Genomic DNA, 16,688 nt, shown 5'->3' on the forward strand with positions numbered 1-16,688 from the left:
GCACGCATCGAGGAAGGTTCCCCATGAACCGCACCCGCCGCACCGGCGACAGCTCCTCTCGTTTCCGTTCGCGAGGGACGAGCCCGCAAGGACGGCAGGGATCCCGTCCCGGTTTCGCCGGAAACAGCGGCCAGGGCTCGCGCCGCTCCCGGCCCGCCGCCGGCGGTGAGTTCGCCCTTCCCGTCACGCTCACCGAGGCGCTGCCGGCGGTGGAGGCGTTCACCGACCTCGACCTGCCGGAGCGCCTGCAGGCCGCACTCCGCGCCGAGGGCGTGACCGCGCCCTTCCCCATCCAGGCGGCGACCCTGCCGAACTCGCTGGCCGGCCGGGACGTCCTGGGCCGCGGACGCACGGGTTCGGGCAAGACGCTCGCCTTCGGCCTGCCCCTGCTGGCCCGCCTGGACGGCCAGCGGGCCGAGCCCCGGCAGCCGCTCGCCCTCGTCCTCGTACCCACCCGTGAGCTGGCCCAGCAGGTCACCGAGGCGCTCACCCCCTACGCACGGGCGCTGCGCCTGCGGCTGGCCACGGTGGTCGGCGGCATGTCGATCGGCCGGCAGGCGGCCGCTCTGCGTGCCGGTTCCGAGGTCGTCGTCGCGACCCCCGGCCGCCTCAAGGACCTCATCGACCGGGGTGACTGCCGACTGCACCAGGTGGCCGTCACCGTTCTGGACGAGGCCGACCAGATGACCGACATGGGCTTCATGCCCCAGGTCACCGCCCTGCTCGACCAGGTGCGGCCCGATGGCCAGCGACTGTTGTTCTCGGCCACCCTCGACCGCAACATCGACCTCCTCGTGCGCCGTTACCTGCACGACCCCGTGGTGCACTCGGTGGACCCGTCGGCGGGCACGGTCACCACGATGGAGCACCACCTGCTGCACGTGAGCGACGACGACAAACACACCACCGCCACCGAGATCGCCGCTCGCGACGGGCGGGTGATCATGTTCCTGGACACCAAGCACGCGGCGGAACGACTGGCCAAGCACCTGCTGTCGGTCGGCGTACGCGCCTCGGCGCTGCACGGCGGCAAGTCCCAGCCGCAACGCACCCGCACCCTCGGCCAGTTCAAGGACGGCCAGGTGACCGTTCTGGTGGCCACCAACGTCGCCGCCCGCGGCCTGCACGTCGACAACGTCGATCTGGTGGTGAACGTCGACCCGCCCGGTGACCACAAGGACTACCTGCACCGTGGCGGCCGCACCGCCCGCGCCGGCGAGTCCGGCACCGTCGTCACGCTGGTCCTGCCGCACCAGCGGCGCACGGTGAACCGTCTGATGGCCGACGCCGGCATCACCCCCCAGACCACCCGCGTCAGCCCGGGCGGGGACGAGCTGAGCCGTATCACCGGTGCCCGGACGCCCTCCGGAGTGCCCATCACGATCGCCGTCCCGGCCACCGAGCGCCCCGCGCGGGCGGGGGCCGCCGGGCGCGGCCGGAGCGGGCGGGCGACGCGGTCCCGGCGTCCGGGCTCGCGCCCGACCCGATAGCCACGCGAACCGACGGGGCGCCGGCACCTGCCCCACCGTCCCACCCCGACCGCTCCCCGTGGAGGCATCATGCGCTGTGTCATCGCCCGTTTCCCCTTCGACCTGGTCAAGAGCGAGGTCGAGCAGTCGATGGAGGGCATCCCGCCCGAGCCCGCCACCGGGGCGTGTGTGACCATCGGCCGCCGGGTGTACCCGGTCAAGCAGGTCGGCCAGGTGATCACCAAGCAGGACCGGCGCGACTTCACCGCGGGTGAAGTGAGCAGGGCACTGACCCGGCTCGGCTTCACCTGTCATGAGGCCCCGCCCGCCCGGCCGCAGGGCTACGTCGACCCCTCGTCGCTCCCCTGGGCCGACAGCCCGCTGAGCTAGGCCCCGAGCCGCCCTTCCGTTGCTCCCGGCCGGTGGCCACGCGTCCCCGGAACGTGGCCTACCGCGTCACCCGTACCGGGCGGGACACCGTCACCTGGTCCACCTCCGACACCCGTACCGTCACCTTCATCGTCCAGGTCCCCGGGATGGGCAGGTCGAAGGAGTCGGTGGCCCAGTAGCCGCCGCGGTCCGTGACCTTGGTGTCCAGGGGACCGAGCCGCTGGGCCGGAAGGGTGAGGGCGATGCGGAGTTCGGGGACCGTGGACAGGCCGCCGTCGGGTCCGTAGACCACCGCCTGGACGGAGTTCCGGCCGACCCGGCCCGGGTCCAGGGTGATCTGGACCGTGCCGCGGCCGCCGGGTGTGCCGACGTCGAACGGGATCGTGGTGACGGAGGCCGTCGGGAGACCGGCCGCCGTCACACCGGAGTCCGCCGCCTCGGCGGCGGCACGGCCGGGCAGGGTGCTGGTCAGGAGGGTCGTCAGAACCAGGACCAGCACGCTCACGGCCGCTTCGGCCAGCACCGAGCGGCGCAGGAGGTGCAGGGAGGTCCCGGGGGGCGGGACGGAAGGGGACGGCTCCGGGGGAAGAGGGGGGCCGGTGGCCGGCTCGGGGACGCGGGCGAGGGCCGTCGTCCCGGGCGCGGCCGCCCGGGCCAGCCGGGTCGTCCAGGTGCGGGAGCACGCCGCCGCCAGCAGCAGCGCGGTCACCGCCGCCAGTTTGGCCAGCAGGGTACGGCCGTACGTCGTGTCCGTGAGCGCCTGCCAGGAGCCGAGGCCCCGCCAGGACTGGTAGACGCCGGTCAGGGCCAGGACCGTCACGGAGATGAGGGCCAGGCGGGAGAAGCGCAGGACCGTGACGGGCGCCGGTGAGGTGCGGTGCAGCGTGCGCAGGAGGGCGGCCAGGCCGCCGAGCCAGGCCGCCATGGCCAGCAGGTGCAGGGTGGCCGAGGTGATCGCCAAGGGGACCTGGATGCCCGCCGAGGCGTGCTCGGCCGCCGCCCAGGTCAGGGAGAGGGCCACGGAGAAGACCGCGGCCGCCGCCAGGGTGATGCGGCGGGAGAGCCTTGTGCCGCGGACCCTCGGGAGCATCACGAGGGCTCCGGCCAGCAGCAGCAAAACCAGCCGCGCGAGAAGGAGTTCGCCGGGGCGGGTCGTCGCCGTGCGGGTCAGGGCGGAGAGGGACAGGGCGTTCGCCGGGGAGGTGCCCTCCTCGTACGGGCCCCGCAGCAGGAGGAGGGCCGTCGTGGAGGCGAGGAGCGCACCGGCGGCGGCCAGGGCGGGGGTACGCAACGGGGCCGCCGTGGGCGGGCGGCAGTACGCCACGAACGCCGCCGCGCCCAGGAGGAGGGCCACGGAGAGGTAGGCGAGGTAGCGGGCGATGTTGTACAGAGCCGTCGTCGCGGGGTTCTCCGTGCGGTCCGGTGCCGGGCTCGCCGCCGTCGCCGTGCGGGTGCCGACCGAGAAGGTGAGCGCGCCGGACACCGGGTGGCTGTCGGCCGACACCACCCGCCAGGCGACCGTGTAGGTGCCCTCGGCCAGCTTGGCGGGGAGAGCCACGCGGGCCGTGTCGGAGCGGCCGGGGGCATGGTCGGCGGGGCCCGTGCGAACGCGGTGGTTCTCGGGGTCGTAGACCCGGAAGGAGCCGGTGAGCAGGCCGACCGATTCGGTGAAGGTGAGGGTCACATGCCGGGGTGCCGTCCTCAGGACGGTCCCGTCGGCGGGATCGGTCCCGCGCAGGGCGGCGTGTGCGGAGGCGGGGGCCGCCGCACCGAGCAGCACCAGCAGCAGCCCCGCACCGAGCAGCGTCAGCCGCCGCAGCCATCGGTGTCCGTCGCGCACCTCGCCCCTCCCGTCGCCCGCCCTCTGTCTACATACGGAGAGATCCGCCGCCGTGCTCACCACGTCGGCCGGGCCGTCACCCCGCCGTCCACCACGAGGTCGTGGCCGGTGATCCAGGAGGCGAGCGGCGAGGCCAGGAAGACGCAGGCGCCGGCCACGTCCTCGGGGCGGCCGAGGCGGCCGGTGGGGGCGGCGGCGAGCCAGCGGCGCACGCCGTCCGGCCAGGCCTCCGCGAGGCCCTCCCGCTCGATGAGGCCGGGCGAGACCGTGTTGACGCGGATGCCTGCCGGGCCGTACTCCAGGGCCGCCGCGCGGGCGTGCATCACCACCGCCGCCTTGGCCGCGCCGTAGTGGGCGTGGCCGGGGGCGGGATGGCCGGCCTCGATGGAGGCGATGTGGGTGATGGTGCCGCCGCCGTGTGCGCGCAGGTGCCCGGCGGCGGCCTGGGTGCAGGCGAACACGCTGGTGAGGTTGGTGTCGACCACCGTGCGCCACTCGGCCGCCGTCATGCCGGGCAGGGGCTGGACCGGCTGGACGGCCGCGTTGTTGACGAGGGCGGTGAGGCGGCCCCCGGACCAGTCCGTGGTCTCGCGGACCAGACGGTGACAGGCGTCCTCGTCCGTCAGGTCCGCCCGGAGTACGACCGCCTCGCCGCCCGCGTCCCGGATGCGCGCGGCCACGTCCTCGGCCGCGGCGAGCGCCGTACGGCAGTGGAGGGCCACCGCCGCGCCCTCCTGGGCGAAGCGCAGGGCGATGGCGCGGCCGATGCCGCCGCCCGCGCCGGTCACCAGGGCGGTCTGTCCGTCGAGCAGGCTCATGGGCGGCACAGTTCCCTGATCAGGGCGGCCTCGGACGGGTAACGCGCCGTGAGGTCCTCGGCGTTCCCGTGTGCGTAGTCCTCGTAGGTGAATCCGGGCGCCATCGTGCAGCCGAAGAACGTCCATGCGCCGCCCGGGGCGACGCGCGCGCCCATCCAGGTGCGGGCCGGCACGGTCAGCTGGAGGTGCTGACCGGACCGCAGCCCGGGGCCCAGGACGGCGGTCCGGGTGGTGCCGTCGGGGGCGAGGAGAAGGAGGTGGAGCGGGTCGCCCAGGTAGTGGTGCCACACCTCGTCGGTGGGCAGGCGGTGCAGGGCGGAGAAGTCGTCGGAGGTGAGCAGCGCGACGATGGCGGAGCCCTCGGGCCGGCCGTCCGGCCGCTCGGGCCCCGCCCAGGTGCGCCGGAACAGACCGCCCTCGCGCGGAATGGGTTCGAGTCCGTAGTGAGCGATCAGCTCTTGCGGCGTCGTCTCGTCAGGCGTCGTCTCGTCGGGCGTCGTCTCGTCAGGCGTCGATGCGTCGGGCGTCGTCACCCGGGGAAGGCTACCTCCCGGTCCAGGAAGGCCAGTTGCGCCCGCTTCCGCGGCAGGTGGACGTCGGGGAGGTCCACCTCGGGGAGGACGACCACAGGCCCGCGCCGGAAGCCCTGGTGTTCGAAGCGGGTGATCGCCTTGGTGTTGCGGACGTCCGGGTCGACCACGATCCGGCGCCGGTCCAGGGTCAGCAGCGCGTACGACGTGATCGCGGTCAGCAGGGCCGTGGTCCAGCCCGGTCGGAGGCCCTCGGCGCCGGCGGGGGCGAGGAGGAGGTGGACGCCGAGATCGCCGGGGCGTACCTCGTAGCACTCGCCCACCCGGTCGGCGGCGGGCTCGTACGTCTGGAGCAGGGCGGCCGGCTCGCGGTCCTTGGTGACCAGGTAGGCGTGGTGGGTGTCGAGCGTGGCCATATGGGCGTAGATCTCGGTGACTTGGGCCTTGGTGAGGCCGTTCATGCCCCAGAAGACGGCGCGTTCCCCGCTCACCCAGGCGTGGATCACGTCCGCGTCCGCCTCCGGGTCGAGGGGGCGGACGCGGACGGTGCCGTAGCCGTCGATGTGCTGTTCATGCAGGTCGGTCATTGGTTTCCTCGGTGCGTGCCAGCAGGGTCCAGTCGGTGACGATGGGGGCCAGTTCCCCCTCGAGCCACAAGGGGAGTTGGTCGTGGTGGTGCGGGGTGCCGGGGACCCCGTCGGCGCCGAAGGGGACCGCCCAGCGGCTGCGGGCGCGGTCGGCCAGGTCCCAGACGTAGCGGGCGGCCGGGCCGCGTGCGGCGCGGTCGGTGAGGCCGGGGACGGCCGAGGTGCACAGCACGCAGTCGTGGTCGCCGGCCAGGCCGGGTTCGGCGTACGGCCTCCCCGGCTCGTCCGGCTCGTCCGGAAGAGCCCGCCAGGGGGCCAGGCGGTGGGTGTCGGACCAGGTGCCGGTGGGCGGCTCGGCGGCCACTTCCTCCAGGGCCGTACGGACGATCGCCGGGCGGTCGATGCCGTACAACTCCTCCGCGCTCAGCAGATGTTCGAGGGCATAGCCGATGCGCGGTAGGAGGGCCAGCCACGGGAGGAGGACCTCCGGGTAGGCCGGGGACTCGGTGAGCGGGGCGAACACCGGGTGGTCGGCGAGGTGGCGTACGACCGCGCCGCGCACCGCCGCGTAGGCCGCCGCGTCGGTGCTGCCGGCGTCCATGCGGCGGTTCCAGGCGAGCAGGCGGTCGCGCAGGCGGGAGGCGTCCGGGGTGAGGCCGTCGAGGGCGGCGAGGTGGTCGAGGAGGGGGCCGGCGGAGGCGAGGTGGGTGTCGGTGTGGATCGCGTGCATGCCGTCGGCGTTCCAGGTGCGGCGTGCGTCGAGGAGGGCGCGGATGCGGGCGGCGCGGTGCGGTGGGGCGAACTCGACGCCGAGGGGGGTGGCGGGGCCGCGCTGGTTGGCCATCACCGCGATGCCGTCGGTCAGGTCGGCGTACGGCGCCTCGTGCACGCCGTGCCACTCGTGGCCGGGTTCCCAGGCGGGGACCGGGTGGATGCGGTTGACCTCCGCGCGGAGCGGTACGTAACCGGCGACCCGGTGCAGGAGGCCGCCCTCGGTGTCGGCGGCCTGTACGACGTTCACGGGTTCGGTCCAGGCGTCGAGGGCACGGTCGATGTCGGCGACCGTGCGGGCGCGGAGGAGGGGGAGGAGGGCACCGAAGCCGAGGTCTTCCGTGACGCGGGGTGGGTAGCGGAGGGCGAGGGCGGTGGGAAGGGCGTGGGGCTGGGCGTGTCCCGCCTCCGGCCCCTCCGGGCCTCCGGCGATCACCGGGCCCCGCTCCGTCTCGATGACCTCGATCTCCGTCGCGGCCTCGCCCGCGATCTCCACGGTCTCGGTGTGCCGTGCGGCTCGGTGCCAGACGCCGTCCGGGCCGAGGGACTCGATGCCGGCGCCGGTGCGGCGGAGGCGCTCCCGGTACAGGTCCTGGTAGTCGGCCATGGCGTTGGTGATGGCCCAGGCGACCGTGCCGGTGTGGCCGAAGTGGGCGATGCCGGGGACGCCGGGTACGGCGAGGCCGACGACGTCGAACTCGGGGCAGGAGAGGCGGATCTGCTGGTAGACGCCCGGGTCCTCGATGAAGCGGTGCGGGTCGCCCGCGATGAGCGCCTGCCCGGTGTCGGTGCGGTCGCCGGCGACGAGCCAGCCGTTGCTGCCGGCGGTGCCGGGGCCGTCGGTGGCGAACAGCCGGACGGCGTCGGGACCGAGGTGCCGTACCGCCTGCTCGCGCCAGAGCTTGGCGGGGAAGCCGGCGAAGAGGATGTGGGTGGCGAGCCAGACACCGAGCGGCGTCCAGGGCTGCCAGCGGCCGGGGGCGAGGCCGGTGCGGGCGAATTCGGGCGCGCGGCGGGCCCCGGCGGGCAGGCCCTCGTTGACCCCGTCGACGTACGCACGGACCCAGTCGGCCGTTTCGGGGTCCCGGTGTTCCAGCGCGGCGAAGCAGCGGCGGGCGGTGTCGTCGAGACGGGCCCGGCGGGCGAGGACGTCCCAGGAGAGGGCGCCGGCCCCGAGGAAGGAGGCCGAGGTGCCCTGCGAGCGGTGGCGTTCGACCTCCAGTTGCCAGGCCCGGTCATGGGCGGTCACCCGGCCCTGGGCGTGGGCGAGTCCGCGGGCACTGGACGCGCGCAGATGGGGAATGCCCCAGGCGTCACGGTAGGTCTCGGTGGTCACCGCTGAGACCCCCCTCTACTTTAGGTTAGCCTTGCCTAACTGCTTGTACCGGAATCGTACGCGAGGGCGGAGGGGTCATGGGGCAGGGCCGGGGCTGGGAGGGGGCGGTCCTCAGACTGCTGCGCGCCAAGGACTTCGTGTGCACCGTCACCGACGCCGAGGACGTCACCCCCCACTACCGGCGGCTGCGGCTGGACGACGGCGGACTGCTCGCCGCGGCCGGAGTCCACCCCACGATGTGGGTCCGGCTGTGGTTCTCCGCCGGTGGCCGGCCGCACCAGCGGGCCTACACCCTGGTCGATCCCGACCCGGCGGCAGGCACCTTCGGCCTGGAGTTCGCCCTGCACGAGGGCGCCGCCTCCGACTGGGCACGGTCGGCGCGGCCCGGCGACACGGTCGAGGCCACCGTGCAGGGCACCGGCTTCCAGCATCCCGACCCCGCGCCCTCGCACCTCGTCGCGATCGGCGACCCGGCCTCCCTGCCCGCGATCAACTCCCTGCTCGGTGCGCTGGACTCCGCACCGGCGACCCTCTGGTTCGAGGGGGACCTGGACGGTCTGCCCTGCCGTGCCGACGCGGAGCACCACGACATACGGCAGATCCCGCGCCGGGACGCGGGCGCCCACCTGGTCGAACGGGTCCGTGCCGAGCTGCCCGCCGTCCTCGACGGCGTCCCCGACCCGTACGTCTGGATCGCCTGCGACACGGCGACGACCCGGGCGCTCGCGTCGTACGTCCGCAGGGAACTGGGCGTACCGAAGCAGCGGGTGCACGCGCTCGGGTACTGGCGCGCGGACTGAGGCGAGCGCGGACCGGGACGGGGCGCGGCCCAAGGCGGGCGCACGGACCCAGGCAGACGCGCGAACCCGGGCGGGGCACGGACCAAGGCGGGCGCGCGGACCGAGGCGGGCGCGCGGACCGAGGCGGGGCGCGGGATCATCGACGCATGGACGTCACTCTGCATCTCGCCCAGGACCCGGAGGCCGACGCGCTGCTCGGGCGCTCCCCGCTCGCCGCGCTGGTGGGGATGCTGCTCGACCAGCAGGTGCCGATGGAGTGGGCGTTCAAGGGGCCCCGGACGATCGCGGACCGGCTCGGCGCCGAGGATCTGGACGCGCACGAGATCGCCGCGGCGGACCCCGAGGCATTCGCCGCGCTGCTCTCCGAGAAGCCCGCCGTACACCGGTACCCGGGCTCGATGGCCAAGCGCATCCTGCAGCTGTGCCAGTACCTGGTCGAGCAGTACGACGGGGACGCGGAGGCCGTCTGGCGCGGCGTCGGCAACGGGGCCGAGCTGCTGAAGCGGCTGGAGGACCTGCCGGGGTTCGGCAGGCAGAAGGCGCAGATCTTCCTCGCGCTGCTCGGCAAGCAGCTGGGGGTCACGCCCCAGGGGTGGCGGGAGGCCGCGGGCGCGTACGGCGAGGCGAAGTCCTTCCGGTCCGTCGCCGACATCACCGGGCCGGAGTCCCTGGCCAGGGTGCGCGCCCACAAGCAGGAGATGAAGGCGGCGGCGAAGGCCGCCAAGGCCGCGGGCAGGTGAGAAACGCGCCGGACGGCCGGCCCGTGCGGGGCACCCGGGCGTGAGGGACATCCCGGGCGGACCGCGGACGCGCCGGGTGAGCCACCGCGGGGGATTACGCCGGTCGGCCCACCCGGATGGCGGGGCCGTCCGCCGCGTTCCCAGCATGGACCATGACCGAGGCACCGAACAGCGGCCCCGAATGGGGCCGCGAGTACGACGACCGGCACGTCCACACGGCACACCCTCCGGGCGGCCGCCACGAGCCCGAGCCACCGTTCGAGGGCCCCCTGCACGCCCTGTCCCGTGCCGCCTGGCAGGTCGTCCTGGTCACCGGGATCGCCTCGCTCGCCCTCGGGGTCCTGGTACTGATCTGGCCCGGTGCCTCCCTGCTAGCGGCCGGTGTCCTCTTCGGCCTCTACCTCGTGATCAGCGGAGTCTTCCAGCTGGTGTCCGCCTTCGGCACGCACAAGGCGACCTCGCTGCGCGTGCTGGCCTTCATCAGCGGCGCCCTGTCCATCCTGCTCGGCCTGTTCTGCTTCCGCGGGCCCATGCAGTCGATCCTGCTGCTCGCCCTGTGGATCGGCATCGGCTGGCTGATCCGCGGGATCACCCAGACGCTGGCCGCCGCCTCCGACTCCCGGATGCCCGCCCGGGGCTGGCAGATCTTCCTCGGGATCCTCACCTTCATCGGCGGCATCGTGCTCATCGACTCGCCCTTCGAGTCGGTCGCCGTACTGACCCTGGTCGGCGGCGTCTGGCTGGTCGCGGTGGGGATCGTGGAGATCATCACCGGGTTCCGCATCCGCGGCCGGGCCGACCAGGTACCGCGGACGGTGTGACCGCCGTCAACCGCACGTCCCCCGGTTACGCCGAGCAAGCGAATCTCGCGGCAGGGGCGCTGCGTTCCCCGACCACCACGGGGAGACACCTGCCGTGAACGGGACCACGAGCATTCCCCGGGGCCGTACCCGGCTGCGGGTGCTCGTGCTGCTCCTCGCGCTGTGGGTGCCCGGGGCCCATGTGCAGGTGCAGGCGGCTTCCGCCCTCGGCATGGCTGCCGAGACCGCCGAGCACGACGTCCTCGACATCGTCCTGCGGCCGTCCGCCCGCGCCGTGCACCGGTCCGACGTGCCGCAGCGCCCCGCTCCCCTCCCCGACCCGGCGCCCGCCCGGCCCGCGGCACACCCGCGCCCCGCCACGCCGAGGGTGCCGTACGCTCCGCCCCTGCTGCGCACGGTGGTTCTGCGCTGCTGACGGACCCGCGCCCCGCACAGGTCAGTCGGCTCGACGCAAGGAGCACAGCCATGCCCATGGACCCGTACGCCGCCCTGCGCGCCCTGCTGCGCGCGGAGGCCCGACGCGCTACGGCGGACAAGCCGGACCAGCGGCAACCGGAGCCGCAGCGGCAACCCGGGGAACGCAACCGCTGAACCGGAACCGGCGGGGGCGGGCCATCGCCTCCGCCGGGCCCTCCGGACAGGGAGCGGGTGATCTCGCGGCCGATCTGGGTGCCGACCGAGCGGGCCCGGGACGTGAACATGCCGCTGCTCACGTCCTGTTCGACCAGCGGCGGCTCCTCCTCGGGGGGCCTCGGCCACGGGCGTTGGCCTGGGGCCCCCTCCCGGAGGGGCCGCCCCGCGGGCCGTGCGCTCAGCCTCTCGTACGCCGACGCGCGGTCCACAGCCTGTGCACAACGGCGCCGGCACCGAGGCCGTGAGCAGCACGTCCAGGTCGTACGCCGGCCTCGGGGTCCGCACGGTGGCCTCCGAGGCCTTCCGGCCGTCGGGGGTGAAGGCACGCAGGGCGTGCTGGACGCGGTTGCCGAGCCGGGCGAGGGCGGTAGTAGCCCATATGACTGGTTTGCGACACCTTTTCAAGCGTGGCACTCCGCCGCCATGGCTGCGCCCGGAACGTCTGGGCCGGTAGGCTTTCCGTGTGATCTTCAAGCGCATCGGAAACGGCCGGCCGTACCCCGACCACGGCCGGGAAAGCACCCGGCAGTGGGCGGACGTCGCGCCGCGCCCGGTCCGCCTCGATCAGCTCGTGACCACCAAGCAGCAGCTCGATCTGGAGACCCTGCTGGCGGAGGACTCGACGTTCTACGGCGACCTGTTCGCGCACGTCGTGAAGTGGCAGGGCGACCTGTACCTGGAGGACGGTCTGCACCGCGCGGTCCGTGCCGCCCTCCAGCAGCGCCAGGTGCTGCACGCACGCGTGCTCGAACTCGACTGACCCGGGCGACGCGACCGTTGGCCCTTTCGGGTTCTGCTGAGCGGCATCGGCTGATCATCAGATAGGCATCGCCGCTCGGGCGCACTACGCTGCGCTCATGAGCATGCTGACTCCCCCGGGCATGGGCGGCAAGTACCGGATCACGGGGGGCACATACCCTCGGATGCGACCGCCCCGGCGCCGTGGCAGGCTCATGGCCGCCGTGGCGGCGTCCGTCACCGTGCTCGGTCTCATCGGCTGGGGCACCCTGCAGCTCATCGACGTCTTCACGGGCGGCGGCAAGAAGGCCCCTGCGTCCGCTCTCACGGCGAACTGCCGCACCAAGGCCGCCCACGCCGCACGGGCCGAAGCGCTGCCCCAGCCCGGAACGATCACCGTGAACGTCTACAACGCCACCAAGCGCACCGGGCTCGCCAAGGAGACCGCGAACGAGCTGAAGAAGCGCGGCTTCAAGATCGGTGACGTGGGCAACGCGAGCAAGGAGTTCGACAAGAAGGTCAAGGGCACCGGGATAGTCCTCGGCCCCACGTCCGCTCTGAACACCTCGCTGCCGGTGCTCGCCACCCAGCTCGCCGGCGCCGAGCGCCGCACCGCCACGGGGCGCAAGGGCGCCGACCTGGACCTGATCCTCGGCGACTCGTTCAAGGGACTGGCCGAGCAGGCCTCCGCCGATCAGGCCCTGGCCAGGCTGAGTGCGCCCACACCTTCGGCGGATTCGACGAAGAAGAGCTGCTGAGCCTTGGCCGGCGAAGCGCCGGGGAGCTGCGCGGTGTACGGCCGCGGGCCGTCGGCTGCTTGTCGCGCAGTTCCTCGCGCCCCCTGCGGCGCCGCCTCCTGAGGGCGCCTGCTCAGATCGCCTACTCCGCCGCGCCGTACAGCCGGTCGCCCGCGTCGCCGAGGCCGGGGACGATGTAGCCGTGCTGGTTGAGGTGGTCGTCCACCGCCGCCGTGACGACCGTCACCGGGGTGTCCGCCAACTCGCGTTCCATGACCTCGACGCCCTCGGGGGCGGCCAGCAGGACCACGGCCGTCACGTCGTCGGCGCCGCGCCTGATCAGCTCCTGGATCGCCGCGACCAGCGTGCCGCCCGTGGCCAGCATCGGGTCCAGGACGTACACCTGGCGGCCCGAGAGGTCCTCCGGCATGCGCGTGGCGTACGTGGAGGCCAGCAGGGTCTCCTCGTTGCGGATCATGCCCAGGAAGCCGACCTCCGCCGTGGGCAGCAGCCGCATCATGCCGTCCAGCATGCCGAGACCGGCCCGCAGGATGGGCACGACCAGCGGGCGGGGCCGGGCGAGCTTGACGCCGGTGGTGGTGGCCACCGGCGTCTCGATGTCGACCGCTTCGGTGCGCACGTCCCGCGTGGCCTCGTAGGCGAGCAGGGTGACCAGTTCGTCGGCGAGCCTGCGGAAGGTGGGGGAGTCCGTGCGCCGGTCGCGCAACGTGGTGAGCTTGTGGGCGACCAGGGGGTGGTCGACGACGTGGAGACGCATGCCCCTAACGGTACCTGCGCTCCGCACCCCCTGGTGCTGGCGTCAAACCGCCCGTCCGAGGGAAAGTGGAAGGGACGGACTGGGGTGGTGTGACGTGCCTGACCTGCCTGACCTTCCTGAGAACGCGCCCGGGAACACCGGCGGCGCGGCGAAGCCCGCGGCGTCCGGCTCCGCGCTGCCCAGGGCCGCGCAGCCCGGCTCCGCCGCCTCTGGCCGCCCGTCCCGCGAGACGGACGCCGAGCGCCGGCGCCGGCGCGCCCAGTTCCTGCGCGACCTCGCCGAGGCCCGCGCGCTGCGCGCCCGGGTCCAGCCGCGACGCGCCAAGGCCGCACGGCTGCGCCACGCGATGCGGATGCGAACGTTCCGCTGGTAGGGAGGGAAGCCGTGAGCAAGGCCCGGTAAGGAAGTTGGCGATCCGGAAGACCCGCGCCCACGCCGGTGTTCGCGAGGCGGGCGTGCGTGAGTGACTGGAAAAGCCGCGTACGATCCGCAGGTGGCGGCAATGAGTGCGCTGCTGGGTCGATGACCGAACCACGATCGAAACAGCCAGACACACAGGGAGCCGAAGACGTCCCCTGAACGCCTTGTTTCTGCCACGATTCCGAGTGGGTGGGGCTCGGAGCCCAAGCTCTCTCCGCCCACGTACCTCCGCCGGGGGGACCCCCAACCGGCACGCCTATGACCAGTGGGAGAGTCACGGTGTACTTCGCCGCACTGCTCGCGCGCACCGAAGACGGGTGGGAAGCGAGCGACACAGAGCTGGACGATGTGGAGACCCTGTCGGATCTGGCCGACCTGGCCCGGGAAGCCTCTCCCGACGAGGACACGGTGCTCGTTCTGATCGAGCAGGAGGACGCCTGGTTCGGCGTCGTCCGTGTGGACGGCGAGGAAGACCCTCGCATCTACGTCTCGGACGCCGCCGCCGCCGTCCGCAGCGCCTACGGTGAGCTGCTGCTCACCGATGAACTCCTCGGCCGGGAGCCCGGCGCCGACGACGGCCCGGACCTGGACGCCCTGGACCTCGACGGCACGGAGGACGGTGAGTCCGAGGACGACGAGGACGAGGACGAGGCGGTTGCCGCCGCCGACGCCGTGCCGCACAGCCCGGTGGGCGACAGCGAGATCCTCGACGACCTGGGCATCGGCGAGAAGGAGCTGCGCGCCCTGGACGCCGACGACGCGCTGAGCTCGATCGCCGAGGCCCTGGGTGCCTCGGAGGTGCTGGAGACCGTCCGCTGACCGCCCAGGACACCGGCGGGACGGCCGGCTTCCCGGACCCGGTACGCGACCGCTGGCGGGCCGCGATGCGGCTCGCCCTGGACGAGGCCGAACGGGCGGCCCGGGGCGGAGACGTCCCCGTCGGCGCCGTCGTGCTGTCCCCGGACGGCGCGACGGTGCTCGGAGCCGGGCACAACGAGCGCGAGGCCACCGGCGATCCCACGGCCCACGCGGAGGTCCTCGCGATCCGGCGGGCCGCCGCGAGGCTCGGGGAGTGGCGGCTGACCGGCTGCACGCTGGTGGTCACCCTGGAGCCGTGCACGATGTGCGCGGGCGCGATCGTGCAGTCACGGGTGGACCGGGTGGTCTACGGCGCCCGGGACGACAAGGCGGGCGCGGCCGGCTCCCTGTGGGATGTGATCCGTGACCGCCGGCTCAATCACCGGCCGGAGGTCATCGAGGGCGTTCTCGCGGCGGACTGCGCCCATCTCCTCACGGAGTTTTTCCGGGACCGCTGAATACCGATTTCAAACCATGCCCCGCCTTGCTGTAAGGTCTCCCTCGGTAGCGTGTCCGAGCGGCCGAAGGAGCTCGCCTCGAAAGCGAGTGTGGCGCAAGTCACCGAGGGTTCAAATCCCTCCGCTACCGCTCGAAAAGGGCCCCGTCTCACGACGGGGTCCTTTCGTATGCCTGGGACGGGACCCCCGCACTGCCCGCACGGGCCCGGCGAAAAAGCCTGGAGCGGCGGGCCGTTGCTCCCGGAAAGAGGCCTGAAGGTTACACTCACCGCCGGCAGCAGGGGCCCACGGGGGGCAGAGGCACAGGGGAGGCCGCGGTGGCGGTGAACGCCAAGAAGATCGCCGTGTACGTGCTCGCGGTCTTCGCGCTGTACGTGATCATCACGGACCCGGCCAAGGCGGCCGACTATGTCCAGATAGGCTTCGAGGGCATATCGGACGCCGCCAAGGCCATCGGCGATTTCATGACCTGGGTCGCCCACGGAGGAAAGAGCTGAGGTACACCCCATGATCCGCCACCTGGTCCTGTTCAGGCTCAACGAGGGCGTCGAACGTGACGATCCGCGGGTCGTGGCGGGCGTGGAGGCCTTCAAGGCCCTCGGCGGCCAGATCGAGGAACTGCGTTTCTGGGAGTGCGCCTGGAACATCAGCGACCGGCCGATCGCCTACGACTTCGCGATCAACTCGGCCGTCGAGGACACGGACGCGCTCAAGCGCTACCTGGAGCACCCGGCGCACCAGGCCGGCGTCGCGCTGTGGCGCGAGTTCGCCACGTGGGTGATCGCCGACTACGAGTTCTGAGCCCTTACGCCCAGGAGCCCCCCGCTGTTCCAGCGGGGGGCTTCGGTGCGTCTTAAGCCCCAACTTGTCGAAGTATGAACCCAACACGGCGTTATGCGGTGCTTGCACACAGTGCACATGTCTTGTGATGCTATGACCGCTTTTGACGGATGATTGACCCATGAAGAGGTGGCGGTGACCGTGTCGGCCAGTACTGCGCCACCCCAGGAGGAGGCGTCCGCCCCGGCCTCTCCGGCTCCCGAGAAGCGCCGCGGCGCCGACACCCGGGCCCTGACGCAGGTGCTCTTCGCCGAGCTGAAGCAGCTCGAGCCGGGCACCCCGGAGCACAACCGGGTACGGGGAGCGCTGATCGAGGCGAACCTCCCGCTCGTACGCTACGCGGCCGCCCGCTTCCGCTCCCGCAACGAGCCGATGGAGGACGTGGTCCAGGTCGGCACCATCGGCCTGATCAACGCCATCGACCGCTTCGACCCGGACCGGGGCGTGCAGTTCCCGACCTTCGCGATGCCGACCGTGGTCGGCGAGATCAAGCGGTACTTCAGGGACAACGTCCGCACGGTCCACGTACCGCGCCGGCTGCACGAACTGTGGGTGCAGGTCAACAGCGCGACCGAGGACCTCACCACGGCCTTCGGGCGCTCGCCGTCGACCGCCGAGATCGCCGAGCGGCTCCGGATCAGCGAGGAGGAGGTGCTGTCCTGCATCGAGGCGGGACGGTCGTACCACGCGACCTCGCTGGAGGCCGCGCAGGAGGGCGACGGACTGCCCGGGCTGCTGGACCGGATCGGCTACGAGGACCCGGCCCTGGACGGCGTGGAACACCGCGACCTCGTCCGCCATCTCCTCGTCCAACTCCCCGAGCGGGAACAGCGAATCCTTCTGCTGCGGTACTACAGCAATCTCACCCAGTCTCAGATCAGCGCGGAGCTCGGCGTCTCCCAGATGCATGTCTCGCGGCTGCTCGCCCGTAGCTTCCAGCGGCTTCGCTCCGCGAATCGGATCGAGGCCTAGCCCCACGGACGCAGCCGCCGTCGGACCGATGCACAGCGGGTGTTCGGCCGATGCATAGCGGGCGCACGGAAGCACGGGCCGAACAGCATTGCCTCGCAAACCCGAGCGATCGGTAACCGGCACGAGCGAATCGCTCACCAGGGCGGTTCCCG

General features: G+C 72.9%; 21 protein-coding genes, 1 tRNA gene and 1 pseudogene. 16 read left to right on the top strand and 7 right to left on the bottom strand.

Annotated elements, in window-relative coordinates:
• Positions 1–23 precede the first annotated feature (23 nt).
• Both ABZ079_RS05995 and ABZ079_RS06000 read left to right on the top strand, forming a co-directional pair.
• Positions 24–1,490, top strand: coding sequence for a DEAD/DEAH box helicase (locus ABZ079_RS05995; RefSeq protein WP_356938193.1), 1,467 nt, complete (start codon positions 24–26; stop codon positions 1,488–1,490).
• 69 nt (positions 1,491–1,559) lie between these two features.
• Complete coding sequence (locus tag ABZ079_RS06000; RefSeq protein ID WP_356938194.1) at positions 1,560–1,859, top strand: SCO5918 family protein; 300 nt, start codon at positions 1,560–1,562, stop codon at positions 1,857–1,859.
• A gap of 58 nt (positions 1,860–1,917) precedes the next feature.
• Here the strand turns inward: ABZ079_RS06000 and ABZ079_RS06005 are convergent, their stop codons facing one another.
• From ABZ079_RS06005 to ABZ079_RS06025, 5 genes are all read right to left on the bottom strand, one after another.
• On the bottom strand, positions 1,918–3,699 hold the full coding sequence (locus ABZ079_RS06005) for a copper resistance protein CopC (protein ID WP_356938195.1): 1,782 nt from the start codon (positions 3,697–3,699) through the stop codon (positions 1,918–1,920).
• 56 nt (positions 3,700–3,755) lie between these two features.
• Entirely contained in the window at positions 3,756–4,517 is a 762-nt protein-coding gene (locus tag ABZ079_RS06010; protein WP_356938196.1) for a glucose 1-dehydrogenase, read from the bottom strand.
• Positions 4,514–4,972, bottom strand: coding sequence for a cupin domain-containing protein (locus ABZ079_RS06015; protein ID WP_356938577.1), 459 nt, complete (start codon positions 4,970–4,972; stop codon positions 4,514–4,516). Before ABZ079_RS06015 ends, ABZ079_RS06010 begins: the two co-directional genes overlap by 4 nt.
• Positions 4,973–5,046: 74 nt before the next feature.
• Positions 5,047–5,634, bottom strand: coding sequence for a GNAT family N-acetyltransferase (locus tag ABZ079_RS06020; protein WP_356938197.1), 588 nt, complete (start codon positions 5,632–5,634; stop codon positions 5,047–5,049).
• A complete protein-coding gene (locus ABZ079_RS06025; RefSeq protein WP_356938198.1) occupies positions 5,618–7,741 on the bottom strand; it encodes a penicillin acylase family protein in 2,124 nt (707 codons plus the stop codon). Before ABZ079_RS06025 ends, ABZ079_RS06020 begins: the two co-directional genes overlap by 17 nt.
• A 77-nt stretch (positions 7,742–7,818) precedes the next feature.
• Here ABZ079_RS06025 and ABZ079_RS06030 point away from each other — a divergent pair, with 77 nt between their 5' ends.
• From ABZ079_RS06030 to ABZ079_RS06050, 5 genes are all read left to right on the top strand, one after another.
• On the top strand, positions 7,819–8,541 hold the full coding sequence (locus tag ABZ079_RS06030; RefSeq protein WP_356938199.1) for a siderophore-interacting protein: 723 nt from the start codon (positions 7,819–7,821) through the stop codon (positions 8,539–8,541).
• 146 nt (positions 8,542–8,687) lie between these two features.
• Positions 8,688–9,281: an HhH-GPD-type base excision DNA repair protein gene (locus tag ABZ079_RS06035; RefSeq protein ID WP_356938200.1), complete on the top strand. Its 594-nt coding sequence runs from the start codon at positions 8,688–8,690 to the stop codon at positions 9,279–9,281.
• Between the two features lie 152 nt (positions 9,282–9,433).
• A complete protein-coding gene (locus ABZ079_RS06040) occupies positions 9,434–10,102 on the top strand; it encodes an HdeD family acid-resistance protein (protein ID WP_356938201.1) in 669 nt (222 codons plus the stop codon).
• A 94-nt stretch (positions 10,103–10,196) separates the two neighbouring features.
• Positions 10,197–10,517 (top strand): hypothetical protein, encoded by a 321-nt coding sequence (locus ABZ079_RS06045; RefSeq protein ID WP_356938202.1) that lies wholly within the window; start codon positions 10,197–10,199, stop codon positions 10,515–10,517.
• 50 nt (positions 10,518–10,567) lie between these two features.
• Positions 10,568–10,693 carry a hypothetical protein gene (locus tag ABZ079_RS06050; protein WP_356938203.1) on the top strand — a complete coding sequence of 42 codons (126 nt, stop codon included), beginning with the start codon at positions 10,568–10,570 and terminating at the stop codon, positions 10,691–10,693.
• A 24-nt stretch (positions 10,694–10,717) separates the two neighbouring features.
• Here ABZ079_RS06050 and ABZ079_RS06055 read toward each other — a convergent pair.
• Positions 10,718–11,215, bottom strand: a pseudogene (locus ABZ079_RS06055) (helicase HerA-like domain-containing protein); the annotation flags it as partial.
• Here ABZ079_RS06055 and ABZ079_RS06060 point away from each other — a divergent pair.
• Together ABZ079_RS06060 and ABZ079_RS06065 are read left to right on the top strand one after the other, a co-directional pair.
• The gene (locus ABZ079_RS06060) at positions 11,199–11,495 is read left to right on the top strand and encodes a type II toxin-antitoxin system VapB family antitoxin (protein ID WP_004943146.1); all 297 of its coding nucleotides are present in this window, start codon (positions 11,199–11,201) and stop codon (positions 11,493–11,495) included. The pseudogene ABZ079_RS06055 and the gene ABZ079_RS06060 sit on opposite strands and share 17 nt — an antisense overlap.
• A gap of 97 nt (positions 11,496–11,592) precedes the next feature.
• Complete coding sequence (locus tag ABZ079_RS06065; protein ID WP_356938204.1) at positions 11,593–12,231, top strand: LytR C-terminal domain-containing protein; 639 nt, start codon at positions 11,593–11,595, stop codon at positions 12,229–12,231.
• 121 nt (positions 12,232–12,352) lie between these two features.
• On the opposite strand, the gene upp is transcribed toward ABZ079_RS06065, so the two are convergent.
• On the bottom strand, positions 12,353–12,988 hold the full coding sequence (gene upp, locus ABZ079_RS06070) for a uracil phosphoribosyltransferase (protein ID WP_356938205.1): 636 nt from the start codon (positions 12,986–12,988) through the stop codon (positions 12,353–12,355).
• Positions 12,989–13,163: 175 nt separating this feature from the next.
• Here upp and ABZ079_RS06075 point away from each other — a divergent pair, with 175 nt between their 5' ends.
• The 7 genes from ABZ079_RS06075 (at position 13,164) to ABZ079_RS06105 (ending at position 16,536) form a co-directional block, all read left to right on the top strand.
• Positions 13,164–13,361, top strand: coding sequence for a hypothetical protein (locus ABZ079_RS06075; RefSeq protein ID WP_356938578.1), 198 nt, complete (start codon positions 13,164–13,166; stop codon positions 13,359–13,361).
• A gap of 326 nt (positions 13,362–13,687) precedes the next feature.
• Positions 13,688–14,227 carry a hypothetical protein gene (locus tag ABZ079_RS06080; RefSeq protein WP_356938579.1) on the top strand — a complete coding sequence of 180 codons (540 nt, stop codon included), beginning with the start codon at positions 13,688–13,690 and terminating at the stop codon, positions 14,225–14,227.
• Positions 14,228–14,292: 65 nt separating this feature from the next.
• The gene (tadA, locus tag ABZ079_RS06085; protein ID WP_356938206.1) at positions 14,293–14,724 is read left to right on the top strand and encodes a tRNA adenosine(34) deaminase TadA; all 432 of its coding nucleotides are present in this window, start codon (positions 14,293–14,295) and stop codon (positions 14,722–14,724) included.
• A gap of 45 nt (positions 14,725–14,769) precedes the next feature.
• Positions 14,770–14,854 (top strand) — tRNA-Ser (locus ABZ079_RS06090).
• A 187-nt stretch (positions 14,855–15,041) separates the two neighbouring features.
• A complete protein-coding gene (locus ABZ079_RS06095; RefSeq protein ID WP_356938207.1) occupies positions 15,042–15,221 on the top strand; it encodes a hypothetical protein in 180 nt (59 codons plus the stop codon).
• A gap of 10 nt (positions 15,222–15,231) precedes the next feature.
• Positions 15,232–15,525 carry a Dabb family protein gene (locus ABZ079_RS06100; RefSeq protein WP_356938208.1) on the top strand — a complete coding sequence of 98 codons (294 nt, stop codon included), beginning with the start codon at positions 15,232–15,234 and terminating at the stop codon, positions 15,523–15,525.
• Between the two features lie 174 nt (positions 15,526–15,699).
• Complete coding sequence (locus ABZ079_RS06105; protein ID WP_356938580.1) at positions 15,700–16,536, top strand: RNA polymerase sigma factor SigF; 837 nt, start codon at positions 15,700–15,702, stop codon at positions 16,534–16,536.
• Positions 16,537–16,688 lie beyond the last annotated feature (152 nt).

It is taken from the genome of Streptomyces sp. NPDC006314, from assembly GCF_040613075.1.
Taxonomy (GTDB): domain Bacteria; phylum Actinomycetota; class Actinomycetes; order Streptomycetales; family Streptomycetaceae; genus Streptomyces.